Below are 18,401 nucleotides of genomic sequence, written 5' to 3' on the forward strand. Positions count from 1 at the left end.
GCGTCTTTGACGAAGTCAGCGAACCCTGTTCGACGCTGCGCTCGGAATGACAGCAGGGGTCAATTTCTCCAGAGGCATAATCGAAAGACCCTGTGGCTTCCCCTATCCGTCATTCCGTCGCAAGCGGGAAGGTGGTATCACGCTGGGACGGCACTACCAACGTCATTGTCTCAGCGGTGCGGGCGCTTGACGCCTCGGTGTTCATGCCAGCCTCTCACGACTGGCGCTAGACGCGGGGCAAGCCGGTGAAACGCGCCGCGCGAGTATGGGATAATTGCATGCAATGAAGATGCGTATGTGTCATACGAGTGGAGGGTACCATGTGTGGCAGATATAGCCTCAAAGCGGATATCGTACAACTCGCCATGCGGTTTGAATTCGCCGCCGATGGGGCCGTACACGAACCGGCTTACAACATCGCGCCAACGCAGCAGGTGCTCACGGTCACGAACGATGGGGAGCGGCGTGCCGAGCATATGCGGTGGGGCTTGATCCCGTTCTGGGCCAAAGACGCGAAGATCGGCTACCGCATGATCAATGCCAGAGGCGAGACTGTGGCGGAGAAACCCAGCTTTCGCACCGCACTGCGCAAGCGGCGCTGCCTGATTCTGGCCGACGGCTTCTACGAGTGGCAAAAGCTCGGCGGCAAGCAGAAGCGGCCCATGCGGATCACGCTCAAGTCGGACGAGCCCTTCGCCTTTGCCGGTCTCTGGGAGACATGGAAAGACCCTGAAGGCAAGATGGTGAAGTCTTGCACCATCATCACGACAGCGGCAAATGACTATCTACAACCGATTCATGACCGTATGCCGGTAATTCTCCCGCGAGAATCGGAGTCGTTCTGGCTGGATAAGGATGTGGAAGATCCCTTGGCGCTTGCGAGTGCAATTGCGCCGTACCCGGACTCTGAAATGGATGCGTTCGAGGTCTCGCCGCTGGTCAACAATACCCGGAACAAGGGGCCGGAAGTGATGTCCCCAGTCTTGGGCTAATGATTGAGCGTCAGGCAGGGGCCACGAGCGAGGACTTCTAATGTGTGGCCTAATGATTTCTTTCTTTGTGTAGAGCGGATTCGCAATGACCCAATCTTCCCTCCCACGTGGAGAACTCGTAGAGTCTGTTGGAGAAGGCGGTTTGCCGCGCAGGACGGACTACGTCGGGCAGTTCATCACGTTAGCGCCGGTTGATCCTCAAGCCGACGCGGATGAACTCTACGCATGTACCCACGGCACTGTTACCAAGGAACAGGTATGGACCTACATGGGGTACGGTCCATTTGAGAGCGTGGGGAATATGCGAATGTGGTTGTCGGATGCGGCCGAATCGCAAGATCCGCTCTTCTTTGCGGTTCACCAAAACAATCCACAGCGGCGAATGGGAATGGTGAGCTTTCTCAACATTGTCGCGGACATGAGACGCTTGGAAGTCGGGCACATCTGGTATACGCCGGAGGCGCAGGGGACACAAGCGAACACGGAAGCGGCTTACCTCATGTTGTGCGAGGCCTTCGACAGGCTCAATTACCGGCGGGTCGAGTGGAAGTGCGATGCCCTGAACGCCCGTTCACGGGCGGCGGCCTTGCGCCTCGGCTTCAGTTTTGAAGGTATCTTTCGACAGCACATGATCGTCAAGGGGCGCAATCGCGATACTGCCTGGTTCGCCATGCTGGACAGCGAATGGCCCCTCATCAAACGAAACTTCGAGACTTGGTTGTATCGCAATCCGGATTGGAAGATATCCCTCACGGAACTCAATCGCGGTCGACTCTAGGACGCTCGCGCAAATGGCCACGGTTTGTTCGTGAAGCCCTTAGCGGTGAATGACTGCAGATTGCTCTTCCCAAAGTGAGCGATTCCTATAGCCTTCTTTGATTGTGTGATCAGCCCACCGCCACGCACTCGGCGTGAGCGCTTGAGCAGCAACATCGTCTAGGTATGTTTGCCCTCTGTCTCAATGTCCTGCGCCAACTCGCAGTACGGCGTCGTGCCTCCTCTCGTCGTCCCTTGCACGAGTGACTTGAGCGAGTTGAGGCCAATCGTCTTCTGACACGGATACTCCTGGTTTAATGTCTTTGTGGCAAGGACGTAGAACTCCCACTGGTCCACGTCCATAGGGTCGGGCTCGGGGTCATTGAGCCGGCCAAGCAGACAGAAGACGTAGACGTCCGCAACACGCTTGGGTGGTTTGCAAGTCTCGTACTCATCCGTCTTTGCGTTCCACTCTCTCGATCGAGAAGCGATATCGAAGCTGATCGTTGACGGCTTGCACTGTGGCCAACTCTGAGCGTAGGCCGCGCTCTTTACTTCAACTTTGAGTCCGCTCTCGGTGCGGATATCGATTGCATCCCACTCATGCCGCGGCTCATACGTATAGTCCAATGCGAGCGTATAGTCTAGTGCGCGCACGACCAGGAACTCGGCCAAAACGCCGCGAGCGGCATTATCCAGCAAGTCGGAGTGCGCCCAGCGCCAGTAGTCGGATATTGTAAAGCCTACAGTCTTGTCCCGCACGCGAAACGGTTCATTTCCGGTCTTCAGGTACTTCGACTGACTGCTTCTTGGCGACCAAATCTTGTCCTCCGAATTAGACATCTTATTCACTGCTGGTAATTCCTTTTATTCTCTTGACGGTGTCGTGGCAGTCTACCCACACATGGGAAGCACTTTCTCCGTTTCTGCCTTGCTTAACCGGCTGAGACGGCAGACGGCGCGAGCGCGCGGCCAATCTCTTCCCGGTTTGCCAGTTTGGCCCAGTGCTGGCCGACGAGGGCGGGGAAGAGGTGTTTACTGGTCTCATTGCCATAGAGGATGCAGTCTTCCAGCCAGACCCGCTGCTGGAATCCGAATTCCCTGCTCTGAATGAGAGAATAAAAGACACAGGCGCTGCCGTACTGGCCGCACAGCACCACGTTTTCGATGCCGGCTTGGTGCAATAGATATTCCAGGCCTGTGCCCGTAAAGACTGAGCCGGTCGTCTTGCGGATGAGAATCTCTCCGGGTAGCGGCGCCAACTGGTCGATTACCGACATGCCGGGAGTATCGAATAGATCGTAGTCCCTTTCACGCATGTGGAGCGGAGCATCCCGCTTGTCTAGCGTCCACCTGGCGCAAACGGCATGGACGACAAGCGCCCCGGCTTCGCGGAATATGCGGAGCGCGTCGGTGACGTTGGGAATCACGTAGTCGAGCTCGCGGCCAAACCACTCGGCTCTCTGGTGGTCGCCTTGGGCCAGCCATACGGGATTGCAGAAGCGGTTCATCATGTCAATGATGATGAGGGCGGTCTTCTCCGGTTCGAGAGTTTCGTCTATTGCGATGCGTTGCGTTACAAAGTCGTCAGTGTCAATAAGCATGAGTTTATCTCCTTTAAAAGAGATTGAAACAGAGAATCAGCGTACGTTCAGGCACTCTGGCGCAAGGAAGAGGAAGGCAAGGATGATAGGCATAGTGTTGCTTCGTTTATTCACATGCAGTTGCATTGTCCTCTCTCCCGTATCGCACCGGGACGCAGCATGGGGGTACGTTGCAGGCTCTAACCTTCTCCCGCAGGTGAAGGGACAAGATCAGAGGCTAATTGGCAACTAGATTCAGATAGGCGCGGAATCTAGCCTATATTTAGAGAAGCTGGCTGAGGCTAAGAGCCATGTCCCATCAGGAGCTAGCTTCTGATGCGGAGTACGAAATGACCAAAGCCAGGGTCTTGCAGGACACGTTGTTGTGCTACACTACGGGCAAGGTTCCACTTTCAGGAGCCGTGCTTAGAGCCGCAGCGGAACGGGCGCGTTCCCCGAAAATGACTGAAAAAGGGAACGACGCCCCGCACCAATCGTACACATTGGCGCGCCACTGCGGCTCTTGCGTTGTAGCAACCGTCAAATTTCTAGTCACTTGCTAATGTAGTTACCTCTATCTCCTCTCACGGGTGGAGGCACAGACTGGTGAGGCTCGAGGATTCCCAGAGCTGGGTTGATACACTTCTAGGTCTTTGATTCAGCAGGTATTGCTTCCCAAACCTTGGGCGGCTCAGTTGCCCAGTATCCGTTTTTTAGGAGTTCGCCGTACGTGTCAGGCCGGCGGTGGTTCCAGGCATCTTCCCGGAAACTGGCGAGACCGGTTGATCCGCCTCGGTAGACCATGCGGGGTCGGTCGAGGTCGAGTGAGGCAACGGCCACGCCCCAGTAGCGGCCGCGGTCCGCCAGTGCAATGCCGTCCGGCCCAATCACGCTGCTCCGGTTGAGGCACATGCCCGGCATCCAGGGCTCGTGGTCCGTGAAGCCGTAGTTCACCGGACAGACGTAGACGCAGTTATCGATGGCGCGGGACTGGATCACCGCTTCCCAGCCCACCTCGCCGTACATGCTGTACATGGTGGGATGGAAGATGATGTCGGCGCCTTTGAGGGCAAGAATTCGGAAACCCTCAGGGAAGAAGACATCGTAACAGATGGTGATGCCGATCTTGCCGAAATCCAGATCAAAGACCGGCCAGGAATCGCCGGCGGTGAGGCCCCATGCTTCATCCTCCGTAACGGTGAGATGGACCTTGTGGTAACCGCCGATGTAGTCACCGTCGCGACCGATGACCATTGCCACATTGCGGTGAACCCCGTCTTCCACGCCAACTATTGGCGCAACGACATACATGCTGCGTTGCCGGGCGATAGCCGCCATGCGCTGATAGGTCTCCCCACCGGGAACCGGTTCGCGCCAGCGGTGATTGGTCCCGCCGTCGCTGATGCCGCGAATGGTAAATGCCTCCGGCAGGCAAGCAATATCCGCCCCCTGCGCGGCGGCCTCGTGGAGCAGTTCTTCGGCCTTCCTCAAATTGAACTCGTAGCGTTCCTCATCGCTCTCGCCAACCACCGTATTCGGCGTGGAACAGACGGCTACTTTCGCCGGTCGAGCCATGTTTCACCTCTCCCCTATCTCAGCACACCAGGCAGGTTGAACGTGTTTCTGGCGCCTAGGCAAGCGCACAGGAAAATCCAGTGCTTGCATTGTACAAAAAAGAGCCGGGGGAGCAGGTCATGCTCCCCCGGGCTTGGTAGACAGGTCTACCAGAGACAACCGCGATCGTCCAGCCAACCTTGGACTTGATCTTGCGTCTTCTGTAGCGCTTCCGGCACCGTTATGGCGCCTTCCAAAATCGCCGGCCAAGTCTCGTTGCGCCAAGTGTCGTTAAAGTCGCCCTGTTGGATGAGCGTTGGCGTGGCGTTGGCGATTTCCGCCATCTTCTTGTAGACGCTGGCGTCCTCAAATTCCTTGGTCGTGATCGGCTCCCGGCGCAAGTCCGCCGGATACCGGCCGCCGCCCTGCGGGATCCAGATCTCCTGCAGGTCGCCGATGACCGTGTGCTTGATGAACTCCCAGCCGCCTTCGGCGTTCTCCGCCTGCGAACCGAGGTGGATGGCGACCACGGCATAGGCGGCCTTGCGGCCACCCGGCCCATTGGGAGTTGGCGCCATGCCGACCTCAAACAGGTTTGTCGGCGTGACCTGCTCGTTTATGCGCCGGATCTGGAAGTGCCCGGTGTGATAGATGGCCGTGTTGCCCTCAAAGTAGTTGCCGCCCTGCACTCTGTGCTTGGTAAAGGTATCCGCTTGGAATTGCACCGCATCGCGGAAGGCATCGCTGCCAATGCCGGCCTGCGTGCAATCCGGATTCCAAAATTCGGCCCCCCAGGCCCAGGAGTAGTACGTCAACACAGAAGGAACGTGCGGTTGGGTGCCCAAACCGCCTTGGACGACTTCATCACCTTCGACCTTGGTCAGCTTAATGGCCGCTTCAAGAGCGGCATCCCAGGTCCAATTGCCCTCAGCCTCGAGCTCGGTTGGTGTCTTGAGACCGGCATTGACGATGAGGCTCTTGTTGTACCAAATCTCACGTGAGTTGATCCACCACGCCACGCCGTAGTTCTGGCCCCTATGAATCCATTTGGCGGCTTCGTGGAAGTTAGCAGGATCGATTTCCGGGTCTGTGGCAATGATGGGATCGAGAGGCTGGACAATGTTGCCAGCTACAAAGGTACCTACCCATCCAAAGTAGCCGTAGATGATGTCAAATTTGATCCCGCCCGCTTGGGCCGCCGCCGCTTTGGTCGGCAACTCGCCAAACGCAGAGTCGGCAATCTCTATTTTGTGACCGGGATTCTTCGCCTCAAACGTCTCTACCACCTCTGCCCAACCGTTTTGCCAGGTCTCATTCTGGCCTTCCAACACGTGGAGGAAGTTAATTGCCTTGGGGCCTTCATCCTTGGGCGCTTCCGCCGCCTTGGGCGCATCAGGGGCTTTTTCCGTCTCCGCCGGCGTTACCGGTACAGCGCCACAGGCTGCTGAAATCGCAACCGCGCCGCTCACCAGCGCGCCGCGTAGAATGGTTCGCCGAGATAGTGTATCCGCCATGGTTTCCCTCCCTTTAGAGGAAGACACTGACTATGGGAATCACTTAATATAGTGCGGCCGATGCTATCTTTTACCTCTCCTTCCTTTGCTCCATCAAACCGCTTAGACACTACCATAGCAGGAGTCTGCTTTTGTTTGCAATTGTCAAGGACTTGACTTAATTTAAAACTGAAAGAAATTGCAGCCGGCCACAGGCAACAGATGGTATGTGCTATCCTCCGTTCAGACTGACTACGTGAGTCCCAATGAACGAATACCTCGGCCTTCTAAAAACAAGGATTAGGGATGAAACGACTCTCAAAGGCGGCATTTCAACAATCCATAGCATACGTAAAGGAGCAGGGCAGGGACCTAGACCGAGCGCTTCTCCGCTATTACTTTGAGGGTGGATCTGCCGAAGACGTCCTTACCGCGCTCGCGGCCTATCAGAACGACGACGGCGGATTCGGTCACGGACTCGAGCCCGATCTTAGAACTCCGGCTTCATCGGTGATTGCGACGACAGTGGCGTTTCAAAGTTTTCGCTCTCTTGGCATTGCTGCCGACCATCCGCTAGTGTGCAGGGGCCTTGATTACCTGCTCGCAACCTACGATGAGTCCCGGCAGGTGTGGTCGATTATTCCGCCCGAGGTTGAGGGTGCGCCCCACGCGCCGTGGTGGGACTTTGCGGCGAGTGAGGCAGGCTTTGGTGGGTTTCTCATAAACCCGCGTGTGGAGATAGTCGGCTACTTGCACGACTACAGGGCCGCGGTGCCGGTGGACCTTCTGCAGTCAACAACGCAAGCGGTTTTCGCGCACCTGAATTCGCTGCCCGACGAGATGGAGATGCACGACCTCATTTGTTTTGTCAGCCTCGCGGAGACTGAAGCGTTGCCTCGGGAGTTGAAGGACCGTATTTGGATGAAACTTGCCAAGGCGGCGGAACACGGCGTCGCGCGCGAGCCGGAGCAATTGACCGGCTATGTGCTGAAGCCCTTGTATGTAGTCTCTTCGCCGGACGCTCCGCTGGCGGACGCATTGGCGGATGAGGTGGCAATGAACCTGGACTTTGAGATAGACCAACAGGGCGCGGACGGCGCGTGGTCGCCGAATTTCTCGTGGGGTGAGCAGCATCCTGAGGCGTGGGAGATCGCCAAGCGCGAATGGCAGGCACGGATGACCTTGAAGAATCTACGGGTGCTTCGCGATTTCGGCCGCATTGAGACTGGTTGAGATAAGGCGGCGGTAGGGAGAGAGAAGAGGCTAGTAATAGGTGGACAGATATCCTCCTCTCTTTGATTTCGGAGGGGGAATTCTCTGAGGTTGTATGTGAGTCGATTGCACGCACTTCTTCTTGATTTAGATGAAACACTGCTGGACGGCAGCGTATTCCCGCAATCCATTGCGCAAACCTGCGAGGAGCTTGCGTTGCTGCGGCCGGAGCTAGAGGCAAAGCGACTGCAAGAGGCCAATCATGCAGTGTTCAGTACCTATGGGCCAGAGAGGCATGACGCTTGGACGCTCGGCAGATTGAGCGGCGCAGATCTCACTCTTGAATCCTGGCGCAGAACACTTCAGTTGTGTGGCTACAATGACGAATCACTCGCCCAATTTGCAGCTAACACTCATTTGCGCTTTGCCTGGGACTCTTATCAGCCATTCACTGACGTAGCGGGACTCATTAGTGCAGTGCGGCAGGCACGCGTCCCAGTAGCTCTGGTGACGAATGGCGCTTCCGACACACAGCGACATAAGATTGAGGCAATGGGTATTGCCAGTTGGTTTAGCGCATTTTCGATCTCTGGGGAGACTGGCGCGGCCAAACCGGATAAACGTGCGTTTACTGTTGTGCTCAAGGCTCTTGGCGTATCCGGCAAGAAAGTATGGCACGTGGGAGATAGCCTGGCGGCTGACGTTGCTGGAGCGAATGCGGCCGGTCTTAGCTCGGTGTGGCTGAATCGGGACGGTACCGTACGCACTAAGAAGGATGCCCAACCTGATCTGGAAATCACATCACTTTCTGAATTAGCTCCCTATCTCTTACCATGAGTGCGAAGGCTGGCTATCTCTGACGCGACGTAGACCCCAGTCAGTAAACACTGAACGGACTGAACACACAGCGAGTGCTTCACAGCCCTAAGATGTTGTACGTCACACCGTCTAGCTCATCCGTCCCTATGGCACGTCCATGGTGCGCAGACGATACAGCGCCAGCAGGAAGAAGGCCACAATCACGACACCCGTGCCAACCATAGCGGCCGGGAACTCGATCACGCGCTCCTCAAATGCTGCAAAGCTGGTCTCATCCATGCCATTCAGCAGCGCAAGCGTGTAGCCCCGGATGCTGAGGTAGCCAATGCCGCTGAGGATCGTGCTGAGCAGCCCTTCCCACACCAACACGTACACCAGGCCGTAGGCCAGCGCGCGTGGGGTCAAGAGGCCCGCCAAAGTGAAGATCGAGGCGTAGGCAGTCACACCTGCGGCCAGGGCGATTGCGACAATGCCCATTTGTCGTGCCTCCGCGTTTACGAGTGCGGAAGCCACGACTCCACTCGCTATCACCAGCGGTAGAGCCACAATCAGGACTGCAAGCAGTTTCGCGAGCACGATAGAGATTCGCGGCACCGGCTTCAAAACGAGATAGTACAGCGTTTTGTCTTCCAGTTCGTTGCCGAAGGCTGCGGTTGCTAACGTCATCGTCACGATTGGCATGATGCCGCCTGTGATCATAGCGTCAATGATGACGCCAACGAACTCGCCGTGGAAGCCAATATTGCCCTCACCGAGGAGCCTGATAAGAAGCACCAGTAACGACGGCAGCGCAGCGAGAATTAGAATTACAAGCACACGCCACCTGCCGAGAAGCTGCTTGAGCGAGAGCAGAAATATCTCCGCCATCTAACCCTCCACAATGTAACTGAAGACGCTCTCAAGCGAATCGTCCAGTGGCTCCACACGCTCGAGGCGAATGCCGCGGTCCTTGGCGATGTGGGCGAGCGACCGTTGCAGCACCGCCACGTTTGTGCTCAGGACGATCACTTCGTTGTCTCCACCCAGCGAGACCGATTCAATACTTTCCAACTCAATGAGTGCCGCCGCCATAGCGCGAGGGTCGTTAGAGACAATGCGTACAGCATAGGGCTGCTCGTCAAGCTTCGCCCGAATCGCACGGTAGTCGCCGGAGGCTGCCAACTTGCCGCTCACCATGAGGAGAATGCGGTCGGCAAGCGTTTCAACCTCCTCAAGTATGTGAGATGAGATGAGAATCGTCCGCCCTTCGTCGGCGAGATGGCGCATGAGATCGTGAAACTCAATGCGCTGGCGCGGATCCGTGCCGTTCAATGGCTCGTCGAGGATGATTGCCTGCGGCTCGTGTACGATAGCTGCTGCCAGTCGCATGCGTTGGCGCATGCCGCGCGAGTACGTCCCGAGCGGCCGGTGTTGGGCGTCGGCCAGACCGACCCGCTCGATTGCCTGCGCGGTTGCCTCCGCGGTGGCGGTGACACCGTGCAGCTTGGCGGAGAAGTCTACAAACTGCTTGCCGGATTGAAAGCCATACACGGCTTCGTGTTCCGACATAACCCCAACACGCCGAAAGAGGTTGGGATTATTGCGCGGCGTTTCGCCAAAGATAGTTACGGTGCCGTCCGACGGTGCGGCCAGCCCCTCCATCATCTTGAGGAGTGTCGTTTTGCCGGCGCCGTTTGGGCCCAGCAATCCGGTTATACCTGGTGTAATCGAGAGTGAAACATCGTTGACGGCCACCACGCTGCCAAACCATTTGGAGACGTTTTCCACAGCGATGACGGGAACAGCAGACTCGTTCATATCTTTATGCTCCAGTACCGCCACAGCAACGCCGCGCCCGGCCCAACCACAAGCAGTCCGTACCAGGCGATGGGAACGGCTAGTGGTAATTCAGCGGCAAGTTGTGCGAAGTCGTCCGATTCATCGTCGTCGAAAATCAGGTCGCCCAGGTGCGTGGGTGCGCGGCCGACGTCGAGCAGCACGAACCACTTGGCGTATTCACCGGTGAACCGCCGGCACTCGACTGAGAAGGCGGCTTCCCCGCCCCGTCTTGGTCCTGTGCGGACGGCAAGTGGTTCCTCTTCAACCACCGCGCTGTTACTTGCATCCAGAGGCCGGACAGGCGAACAATCCTCAAACGTTAGCAGTCCTGACATGGGTGTGGTGATCACAAAGAGCGCGATGACGAAGGCTGCCGCGTAGGCCCGACGTTCGGTGAAGGCAGACACTGCCATAGGGATGGTGGTGACGAACACGGCAATAATGGCGCCGGCGAGGATAAAGCGTGGGATGTCAAGCCAATTCTCGCGCAAGAATTCGCCGGGCGCCGGCGCCAGCAAGAGGTTGGCGGCGAGCACGATGACTTGCGACAACAAGGTCACCGCGAGCACGATCGTCAGAAAGGCTGACCAGCGCGCCAGCACGTAGTCGAAGGCTGTAAGCGGCCGTACCAGGTAGAGGGTCGTGACACTGTTGCGGCGATCTGGAATGAGCAATTCCGGCGCCATGATGGCCGAGAAGAGGAGCAGTAGGATGGCAAGGCCCTCGTAGAAGTCAGCGTGGCTGGCCTGTTGACCTATTCTGACCACTGCGGAGATAACCAGAAAGACCGTGGGCGGGGCGATGACGAACAACGTCATCAGCGCCGGTAGGATTTTCGCGCGTGCGCCGCGCCCCAGTCCGAGTGTCGTGCGAAAGCTGTTTACCCACAATGATTGAAAGGCCTGCGACCTGCCGCCCCGCGGGCCGTCGTAGTGTTGGTACCCGAGATCGTAGATTTCACCTTGGGCTTGGTTCACTCGGCGTTCCTCCGAAAGATGTCCGACAATTCGCCGCGGCTAGGCGCGAGTCTGCGCAAGCGGGCGCCAGACTCTGCAAGGGCGTCGCGGATAACGTCGAGCTGGTCGTCGTCGCGCAACATCACTACAACTGAAGCCCCGCTGATCCGCGTTTTCAGGCCGCTGCTTTGGAGCACAGTAACCAGTTCTTCCCTCCGGTCGTCCACATCTATGTAGAACGTCTCCGTCTCTTGGGTGAAGTCAGCAACATCGCCTTGTTCGATGATTGCTCCCCCTTCAATGACGATGATGCGGTCGCAGGTGCTTTCCACATCGCCCATGAGGTGCGAAGAGAGCATAAGATTGATGCCGAATTCCCGGCCGGTACGCCGCACGAGTTCCAGCATCTCTTCACGTCCGGCAGGATCAAGACCGGCCGTCGGTTCATCAAGCAACACCAGCACCGGGTCATGCACGAGAGCCTGTGCCAGCTTCACGCGCTGCTTCATGCCGGTCGAGTATTCCTTTATGTGGCGGTAACGCTCTTCATCCAGGCCCACGTGCCTGAGCATGTCCGCCGCGCGCGTGCGGGCATGCTTGAGCGGAATGCCGCTCACTTGCGCCATGTGACTGAGAAATTCAGATGCCGTGACGAAGTCGGGCAAGCAATCGTGCTCCGGCATGTATCCGAGGCGCGTGCGCACGGCGATGTTCTCGTAGGGTCTTTCTCCCAGCACGGTAGCCGCGCCCGCTGTAGGTTGGAGCAACCCCAGGAAGAGCTTCATGGCGGTGCTCTTGCCCGCGCCGTTGGGTCCCAGCAGGCCGGTAATGCCGTTGCTGACCCGCATGTCAACATCGTGCAGCGCGATAGTTTGGCCGTAATGCTTGGTGAGGCCTTGCGCTTCGATTAGGGGTTTGCCTACCGCCACCTCGTTCACGACTCCGTTCTTGCGTTTGGTTCTCTCATCTTGGAGAGTTGCGCGCTTTCATAATTCATGAACATATTGTTTAAGATAGTACACTTGATCTGTAGCAGAGTCAAGTAACACTGAATGCATTGTTCGAAACCTTGATAGGGAAATCAGATCTACTCTTGACACTGAATGGGCGGAAGCATCAAATTGCATACGTCAAGATGCTACTCCGGGAACGTGGGAGTTGACCGGACCTCGCAGTGCCCTTGGCGTCCTGTCATCCGGTGAGACCTCAAGAATCGCCGGAGTGGCAGCCTTAGCGTCGCGCGGGGGCTTGTCGCCGGCTCCCGGACCGGGAAGCGCACGTAAGACGTGATCCTATGCGCTTGGGCTGACTTGCACGTGCCAAGCGGTGAATTGGGACAAATTGATGGCCAGCCTACTGATACCAACTCGCCTGCATGTTGTAGAGTGCGGCATAGCGCCCGTTGGCCGCCATGAGTTCCTGATGGGTACCGCCCTCTATGATGGCGCCGTCTTCCAAGACAAGGATGTTGTCCGCCATGCGCACCGTAGAGAAACGGTGAGAGATGATGAGGGCAGTCTTGTCGGCTACCAACTCTCTGAAACGCTGGAAGAGATGGTACTCGGCCTCGGCGTCCAAGGCAGCGGTTGGTTCATCCAGGATGACGAAGGCCGCGTCACGCATGAAGCCGCGCGCCAGTGCTACCTTCTGCCACTCGCCGCCGGAGAGTTCGACCCCGCCCGAAAACTGCCGAGTGAGTTGCGTGTCGTAGCCCTGCGCCAGACCGGCAGCAACTTGGTCGGTTCCCGCCCAGACTGCCGCTTGCCGCACGCGCTCCTCGCTTGTTCCCAGACCTCCGCTACCCACGGTGATATTCTCTCCCAGGCTAAGGGCGAAGCGGGCAAAGTCCTGGTACACGACCGCAATGCGCCGCCGCAGGCTCTCCAGATCATAGGTGTGCAAGGGCTGGCCGTCGAACAGTATTTCTCCCACCGTGGGATCGTACATGCGGGTGAGCAGCTTGACCAGCGTGCTCTTCCCGGCGCCGTTAACTCCCACCAGCGCCGTCACCTTGCCGGCGGGGAGCACGGCAGAGACCCTCCGCAGAACCTCCGATTCACCTTCCGGGTATTGGAACGTGACGTTCTGAAGCGCAATCCCCTCTTGTAGGAGTTGAGGTGCGTCAAGGGCGTCCGTAGGCGCGGGTAAGGCAATGTGCGGCCCGCTGCGGTCCAGGAAGCTAAAGATGGTCTCCAGCCGCAACGTCGTTTCGTACAGCCTTCCCACCCACTGTCCGATGTACTTGAGGGCCGTTTCGGATTGCGTGATGGCGCCGAGGTAGAGGGCGATGTCTCCTACGGTAAGTTGGCCCGCGCCGGCCTGGGCAGCTACGTACCAGAATCCGCCACCGAGGGCCAAGGCATAGAGCGCGCCGAAGAACCCGTTGCTGCGCAGGTGGGCCAAGCGCACCCGATCAAGCTCGCGCAGCGCTCGCAGCCGCCGCTCTTCGAAACGTTGCAGGAAGAAGTCGCCGAGACCAAAGACGCGGACCTCCTTGGCGGACTGCGGCTCAGTGGTCACCTGCGTGTAATATGCCATCTGCCGGGCCGCGCGTGACTGTTCTTCAATGGCCGAATGCCGGTTTCTTGCCATGCGCCGCTCGCTGATGAGGTAGGGCACGGTCGTAAAGACAAGCACGAGCGGGATGAGGGGATGCAGCCGCACGAGCAGAACAAGAAGTCCCGCCAGCGTGAGGAAGGGGCGCAATCCGCTTTGGAGGAATGTCACCAGCCGCGGCACGATGAAGCTGCCAAGCATGGCATGGGCAAGTCTCTCTTGAAAGGAGGGCCGTTCGACGTCATAGAGGTCTACCATACGCCCTCCTGCAGCCATGAGACGACGATCGAATTCTCCAAGGGCCCGCTCTTCCAGCCTCGCGGTGATGGCTTCCTGCACCGGCTCCAGAGCCGTCTCCAGGACCATAATCAAGGCATAGAGGACGGCTGTGAGCAAGATAGCGGATAGGGCTATCGCGGCGCCGCCAACTACCTGTGACAGCTGGTCCAAAAGCACTTTTGAGAGCCACACTTGCGCAACCGGCATGGCAGATGCAAGCAGAGCCAGCGTTACGAAAATTGCCGCTACACCCGGTGCCGGCGCCAAGCCCAGGTGGAGCCCCCGCCCAAAGAGGACGAAGGTGGATCGCGTCTTGCGGATGTGCTTGAGCAGCAGATTCACGCCCCATCTTCCTCTTGCGTTGCGTCCGTATATTGCGCGGCCTGCAAGGAATAAAGTCGAGCGTACCCGCCATGCTGCGCCATGAGTTCGTCGTGGGTTCCTGCTTCCGCAATACGCCTATCCGCCAGGTACAAGATGCGGTCGGCCATGCGCACCGTTGAAAAGCGGTGACTGATGAGTACGGTGATCTTGCCTCGCGTGAGCGCGTGAAAGCGTTGGTACACCGCGTATTCAGTTTCCACGTCCAGGGCAGCGGTCGGTTCGTCCAGGACGATCAGAGGAGCATCCCGCATGAAGCCCCGTGCCAACGCTAGCCGCTGCCACTCGCCGCCGGAGAGTTCCCGGCCGCCAAACTGCCGGCCCAATTGCGTATCAAGACCGTCCGGTAGCCTGTCGATGACCTCGGCGGCGCCGGAATTGACGGCAGCGGCGCGGATTCGGTCGTCGTCTGCTCGCGCTTCTACATGGCCCAACCCGACGTTCTCGCCTGCCGTTAGCTCGTATTGCACGAAGTCCTGGAAGATCACACCCATTCTGCGGCGCAGATCGGCGATGTCGTACTCGCGCAGATCGACGCCATCCAGCAGAATACGCCCGCCGGTGGGATCATAGAAGCGCAGCAGCAACTTGATGATGGTGGTCTTGCCGGCGCCGTTGTGGCCTACGAGTGCCGTGGATTGGTCGGGCTCAAAATGGAATGAAACATCTTCCAATATCGGTCGGTCGGTGCCGGGATATGTGAAACTCACGTGCTCAAAGACGATGCCTGCCGAGATTGGCTGTGGCGCCGAGCGAGGACGGCTGGGCTGTTCTAAGTCCGGCGGCGCTTCCAGGATGCGCTTCAGCGTGCGCAGTCTGCTAAAGCGGAGCGGGAGAAATCCCATTTGAAAACCAACAAAGAGGAGTTGCTGGTGAAGCAAGGCAGCAGCGCCGCTATAGAGCACAAAGGCACCCAAGGACTCTGCGCCGAGAAACACTTGCCACGCCAGCCAAATCCAGAGCACCCCAACACCCACCACTGCCAGCAAACTCGCCAGCGTTACACGGGGCACCATGTCGCGGCGTACGCGGAAAAGCCTCGCCATGGTGCGGTCGAAGATGGTCTTGTATTGCTGGGCAAAGAATCCGTGCAAACCGTAGAGGCGCACGTCTTTGGCCGGCTCGGGCGCGAGCATCATGCCGCGGCTGTATTCCAGGCGGCGGGTCTCCGGCGTTTGCACGTACAGATGACTGCCCATGCGATCGGAAAAGTCCCAGCGCTGTCCGATAGCGGGGAGCGTGAGGAGTATGAGTCCCACGGGCACAAGCGGGTGCAGAGCCGCCAGGACCGCTGCCATCCCTATTGCGGTGAATAGGGATAGCACCGCGACTTCGCTGGATCGCATTACATCCATCCCACCGCCGCTCACGTAGCGGCGGGCGTGCGCCAGATCGTCGGCAAATGCCGGATCCTCAAACCGTGCTATGCCCTGCCAGCTATTGGCGACGCGTATCAGTTCGCGCCCCACAAAGCCCGTGATGCGGTCATCCACCATGACCTGAAACGTGGCGGAAAGGGGCTGCAAGATCTGAGAGAGGGCTACCGCCGCGGCCGCAAGACCGATCCAAGCGCCAAGAGGAAGCAGCCGCACCAGTTCAGGCGCTTGCGCGGTCAAACCAAGGTCGAGCGTGAGACGCTCGACCAAAGCCTGCGTGAACCACAGCAGCAGGGGCGGGAGCGCGGACTGCAGCGCAATCAACATCAGCATGAGGCCGGCCAGCAGCGGCTGAGCACGCCACGCCAGCCACACTGCCAGGCGGCAGAGGTGGAGCGTCTCCGGCCCTCGCTTGAAGAATGATCGCTCCTGGTGTGAATCCATCAGTTCGCTCGATGTTGGGGCAATTGGTGAAAAGGAGTATAATACGGTGTTTATCGCTCTACTGTCAAGCGCTAAGACTGTAATTATGCGGCGTGCTGAGGGAGCGGGACGATGAGAGCGCGGTCATCCGGGGGAGAGCCAACGCCGCTATAGGAAAACCAGCGTCAGCCAAAAGGGGTTTGAACGTACCAGCGATTTCTTGGAAGAGTGAGAGTCCGGCGACAGCGGCAGCACACGCTGGTGCGGCATGCAGCGCGGTGAGTTGGCACCCGCGTCGTTGCGCCAGCTCACGGTAGAGAGCATCAAAGTACGATTGGCCGCAAGCGCGAGCCAGTGCGAAGGCGACCGTGAGGTCGGGTCTTGTGTGGGCACTGATCGGGAATTCACGGAGGGCGGCAGGGAAGTCGCTCATCTGGACCAGAGTAAGGCTATCGCGCTGTACAGCGACAAGCAGATCATTGCCCACCTCTAGATGCCAGAGCTGCGGTACATGCGCGCCTCCCTCTACCTGGCGCGCGAGGGCAGCGTTAGCCGGAGACTCCGATTCGCCACTGAATAGCTATAGCGCGGGGGCTTGTCCCCCGCGCTATAGCGTATGGTCGAAGAGCGAGCGTAGATGTGATGCAGCCTGGCTTAGGTGCTTAGTTCAGCACTTCCGGCTGCTGCTTGGTCGCCTGGCGGCCAATCTCATAGAGTCCGACGGCAGCGCCGCCGGCAAGAATGCCCAGTACCAACCCCGCATACCAGTCGGCGCCCGTGACATTGCCGCCGACACTCCCGGCGATTGCGCCGAGAACGACGGCTGTGATGGGAGCAAAGCGTTTCGGCAATCCGGCTTGCTTGAGCGCGGATACCAAAATACGCACACCTACGGTGATGCCGCCGAGGCCGGCTAATTCCATACCAGTCATGTGGTATCTCCTAAATCATTGAATGAGGTTTCAGTCCCTTGCGCTTAGTCGCTTAGCTACACAGAGAGAGGCAAGGGTGAGCACAACTGTTGCACGGGGCAGGAACAATCAGTGAGAGCCTACTAGATCTTTCCCGCCCACTTCTCATTGAGTTCGCGCAGCCGCTCATCCCTTTGCATGCCGCCGAGATCGTTGGGATGCCGGGCGCCGTTGGCGATGCGGATTGCGTACGCCAGGTCGGCGCGGTCTGACATTAGTTCCCCATACATCTGCTCCACTATGGCATCCCGCTGGGCGATGAGTTGCTGTCTTTCCAACGTGCATTGGGCATGAGTGCCGGCGTCTAACGGCAAGTGCGCTTGTATTGCGTTCACGATGCCCTGGGCAAACCGGTCCGGGTGCTGCTGAAGCTGTAGGGCATCGCTCTCATGATCGAGAAACGCCATTTCGAGCAGCGCGTCGTTGGCGAGCCGCGAGAAGGTGTACCAGTTTGTGCGCGTGGCGGAGCTGCCTGCTTTCAAGCCCCGATTTGGTACGAGGTTCAGATCGCAGATTCCCTTCTCCAACGCTGCGGCAAATGCCCGTGAAGATTCATCTCCATCCTGGTACCAGACCTCACAGCCGGTGCCGCCACCGGCATTGGCGTGAATGCTTATATAGGCGTCCACCTGCTCTGCCAGTGCCATGCCGGTGCGCGTGTGGAGCGGAACCTCTATGTCGGTTTCGCGGGTCAAGAGTACTGTGTAGCCGAGTCCACGTAGAGCCGCGGCGGCGGACAGCGCTACTGCGAGCGTGACATCCTTCTCCTGAATTCGCTTGCCGGTTTCGATCTCAGACGGCATGTTTGCCAGCGCCACGCCGATGGCCCCTGGATCGGGCCCGCCGTGGCCAGGGTCTAAGAGGATTTTCATTGTTTTGAGCTCCTCGTGCAGTTCGATTGAAAGCATGGTTCGTGAAAGAACCTGGATTTGTCGCCGGGGTGGGCCACCTAATTCAAGAGTCGTGGGTCCGACCCTTGCAGCGATGTGTAGGAGGTGCAGATGCCGTCTCATATTGCAGGCCCACGGACACCCGTTTGGTAGGACGCCGATAACGCCCGTAGAGACAGCGACTCTCCTTGCCCCACAATGCTAGGGCGTGTCGTCAAAGTAGTTTTATCCAGAGCGCCAGGGCTCTGATCTGGCAGGCAGCCAGGTAAGAGGCCGACGTTTTGGCATAGCGGGTGGCTACTGCCCGCCATTCTTTGAGATGGCGGAAGGCGTTTTCCACCA

Annotated in this window: 18 protein-coding genes; 5 read left to right on the forward strand and 13 right to left on the reverse strand. The window is 58.4% G+C overall.

Going from position 1 to position 18,401, the window contains the following annotated elements; translation table 11 throughout:
- Positions 1–320 precede the first annotated feature (320 nt).
- Together OXE05_04825 and OXE05_04830 are read left to right on the forward strand one after the other, a co-directional pair.
- On the forward strand, positions 321–992 hold the full coding sequence (locus tag OXE05_04825; protein ID MCY4436640.1) for an SOS response-associated peptidase: 672 nt from the start codon (positions 321–323) through the stop codon (positions 990–992).
- An 85-nt stretch (positions 993–1,077) separates the two neighbouring features.
- On the forward strand, positions 1,078–1,770 hold the full coding sequence (locus tag OXE05_04830; GenBank protein ID MCY4436641.1) for a GNAT family protein: 693 nt from the start codon (positions 1,078–1,080) through the stop codon (positions 1,768–1,770).
- Between the two features lie 158 nt (positions 1,771–1,928).
- Here the strand turns inward: OXE05_04830 and OXE05_04835 are convergent, their stop codons facing one another.
- The 4 genes from OXE05_04835 to OXE05_04850 form a co-directional block, all read right to left on the reverse strand.
- The gene (locus OXE05_04835; protein MCY4436642.1) at positions 1,929–2,600 is read right to left on the reverse strand and encodes a hypothetical protein; all 672 of its coding nucleotides are present in this window, start codon (positions 2,598–2,600) and stop codon (positions 1,929–1,931) included.
- An 83-nt stretch (positions 2,601–2,683) separates the two neighbouring features.
- Entirely contained in the window at positions 2,684–3,352 is a 669-nt protein-coding gene (locus OXE05_04840; GenBank protein ID MCY4436643.1) for a cysteine hydrolase, read from the reverse strand.
- Positions 3,353–3,976: 624 nt separating this feature from the next.
- A complete protein-coding gene (locus OXE05_04845; protein ID MCY4436644.1) occupies positions 3,977–4,906 on the reverse strand; it encodes a carbon-nitrogen hydrolase family protein in 930 nt (309 codons plus the stop codon).
- A gap of 146 nt (positions 4,907–5,052) precedes the next feature.
- Positions 5,053–6,399 carry an extracellular solute-binding protein gene (locus OXE05_04850; GenBank protein ID MCY4436645.1) on the reverse strand — a complete coding sequence of 449 codons (1,347 nt, stop codon included), beginning with the start codon at positions 6,397–6,399 and terminating at the stop codon, positions 5,053–5,055.
- 285 nt (positions 6,400–6,684) lie between these two features.
- Between OXE05_04850 and OXE05_04855 the strand changes: the two genes are divergently transcribed.
- Together OXE05_04855 and OXE05_04860 are read left to right on the forward strand one after the other, a co-directional pair.
- Positions 6,685–7,611, forward strand: a complete 927-nt coding sequence (locus OXE05_04855) for a hypothetical protein (protein ID MCY4436646.1) — start codon at positions 6,685–6,687, stop codon at positions 7,609–7,611.
- A 96-nt stretch (positions 7,612–7,707) separates the two neighbouring features.
- On the forward strand, positions 7,708–8,427 hold the full coding sequence (locus OXE05_04860) for an HAD family hydrolase (protein ID MCY4436647.1): 720 nt from the start codon (positions 7,708–7,710) through the stop codon (positions 8,425–8,427).
- A gap of 126 nt (positions 8,428–8,553) precedes the next feature.
- On the opposite strand, the gene OXE05_04865 is transcribed toward OXE05_04860, so the two are convergent.
- The 6 genes from OXE05_04865 to OXE05_04890 all read right to left on the reverse strand — a co-directional run bounded on the left by OXE05_04865 (position 8,554) and on the right by OXE05_04890 (position 16,219).
- Entirely contained in the window at positions 8,554–9,276 is a 723-nt protein-coding gene (locus OXE05_04865; GenBank protein ID MCY4436648.1) for an ABC transporter permease subunit, read from the reverse strand.
- A complete protein-coding gene (locus tag OXE05_04870; protein ID MCY4436649.1) occupies positions 9,277–10,206 on the reverse strand; it encodes an ABC transporter ATP-binding protein in 930 nt (309 codons plus the stop codon).
- Positions 10,203–11,204 (reverse strand): hypothetical protein, encoded by a 1,002-nt coding sequence (locus OXE05_04875; protein MCY4436650.1) that lies wholly within the window; start codon positions 11,202–11,204, stop codon positions 10,203–10,205. Before OXE05_04875 ends, OXE05_04870 begins: the two co-directional genes overlap by 4 nt.
- Positions 11,201–12,121, reverse strand: a complete 921-nt coding sequence (locus OXE05_04880) for an ABC transporter ATP-binding protein (protein ID MCY4436651.1) — start codon at positions 12,119–12,121, stop codon at positions 11,201–11,203. Before OXE05_04880 ends, OXE05_04875 begins: the two co-directional genes overlap by 4 nt.
- Positions 12,122–12,536: 415 nt before the next feature.
- Complete coding sequence (locus tag OXE05_04885; protein ID MCY4436652.1) at positions 12,537–14,360, reverse strand: ABC transporter ATP-binding protein; 1,824 nt, start codon at positions 14,358–14,360, stop codon at positions 12,537–12,539.
- A complete protein-coding gene (locus OXE05_04890; protein MCY4436653.1) occupies positions 14,357–16,219 on the reverse strand; it encodes an ABC transporter ATP-binding protein in 1,863 nt (620 codons plus the stop codon). Before OXE05_04890 ends, OXE05_04885 begins: the two co-directional genes overlap by 4 nt.
- Positions 16,220–16,481: 262 nt before the next feature.
- Between OXE05_04890 and OXE05_04895 the strand changes: the two genes are divergently transcribed.
- The gene (locus OXE05_04895) at positions 16,482–16,691 is read left to right on the forward strand and encodes a hypothetical protein (GenBank protein MCY4436654.1); all 210 of its coding nucleotides are present in this window, start codon (positions 16,482–16,484) and stop codon (positions 16,689–16,691) included.
- A 169-nt stretch (positions 16,692–16,860) separates the two neighbouring features.
- On the opposite strand, the gene OXE05_04900 is transcribed toward OXE05_04895, so the two are convergent.
- The 3 genes from OXE05_04900 to OXE05_04910 form a co-directional block, all read right to left on the reverse strand.
- Entirely contained in the window at positions 16,861–17,130 is a 270-nt protein-coding gene (locus tag OXE05_04900; GenBank protein MCY4436655.1) for a hypothetical protein, read from the reverse strand.
- A 122-nt stretch (positions 17,131–17,252) separates the two neighbouring features.
- Positions 17,253–18,041, reverse strand: coding sequence for an N-acetylmuramoyl-L-alanine amidase (locus OXE05_04905; GenBank protein ID MCY4436656.1), 789 nt, complete (start codon positions 18,039–18,041; stop codon positions 17,253–17,255).
- A gap of 232 nt (positions 18,042–18,273) precedes the next feature.
- Positions 18,274–18,401, reverse strand: a 128-nt coding sequence (locus OXE05_04910) for an IS5/IS1182 family transposase (GenBank protein ID MCY4436657.1), incomplete at its 5' end; no start/stop codon positions are given.

This window comes from Chloroflexota bacterium, assembly GCA_026710945.1.
Taxonomy (GTDB): Bacteria; Chloroflexota; UBA11872; order VXOZ01; family VXOZ01; genus VXOZ01.

What these genes read in the sequence shown, in the direction of transcription:
- OXE05_04825 (MCY4436640.1), top strand. Translation starts at nt 321, where the DNA reads ATGTGTGGCAGATATAGCCTCAAAGCGGATATCGTACAACTCGCCATG.
- OXE05_04830 (MCY4436641.1), top strand. Translation starts at nt 1,078, where the DNA reads ATGACCCAATCTTCCCTCCCACGTGGAGAACTCGTAGAGTCTGTTGGA.
- OXE05_04840 (MCY4436643.1), bottom strand. Translation starts at nt 3,352, where the DNA reads ATGCTTATTGACACTGACGACTTTGTAACGCAACGCATCGCAATAGAC.
- OXE05_04845 (MCY4436644.1), bottom strand. Translation starts at nt 4,906, where the DNA reads ATGGCTCGACCGGCGAAAGTAGCCGTCTGTTCCACGCCGAATACGGTG.
- OXE05_04850 (MCY4436645.1), bottom strand. Translation starts at nt 6,399, where the DNA reads ATGGCGGATACACTATCTCGGCGAACCATTCTACGCGGCGCGCTGGTG.
- OXE05_04855 (MCY4436646.1), top strand. Translation starts at nt 6,685, where the DNA reads ATGAAACGACTCTCAAAGGCGGCATTTCAACAATCCATAGCATACGTA.
- OXE05_04865 (MCY4436648.1), bottom strand. Translation starts at nt 9,276, where the DNA reads ATGGCGGAGATATTTCTGCTCTCGCTCAAGCAGCTTCTCGGCAGGTGG.
- OXE05_04870 (MCY4436649.1), bottom strand. Translation starts at nt 10,206, where the DNA reads ATGAACGAGTCTGCTGTTCCCGTCATCGCTGTGGAAAACGTCTCCAAA.
- OXE05_04890 (MCY4436653.1), bottom strand. Translation starts at nt 16,219, where the DNA reads ATGGATTCACACCAGGAGCGATCATTCTTCAAGCGAGGGCCGGAGACG.
- OXE05_04900 (MCY4436655.1), bottom strand. Translation starts at nt 17,130, where the DNA reads ATGACTGGTATGGAATTAGCCGGCCTCGGCGGCATCACCGTAGGTGTG.
- OXE05_04905 (MCY4436656.1), bottom strand. Translation starts at nt 18,041, where the DNA reads ATGAAAATCCTCTTAGACCCTGGCCACGGCGGGCCCGATCCAGGGGCC.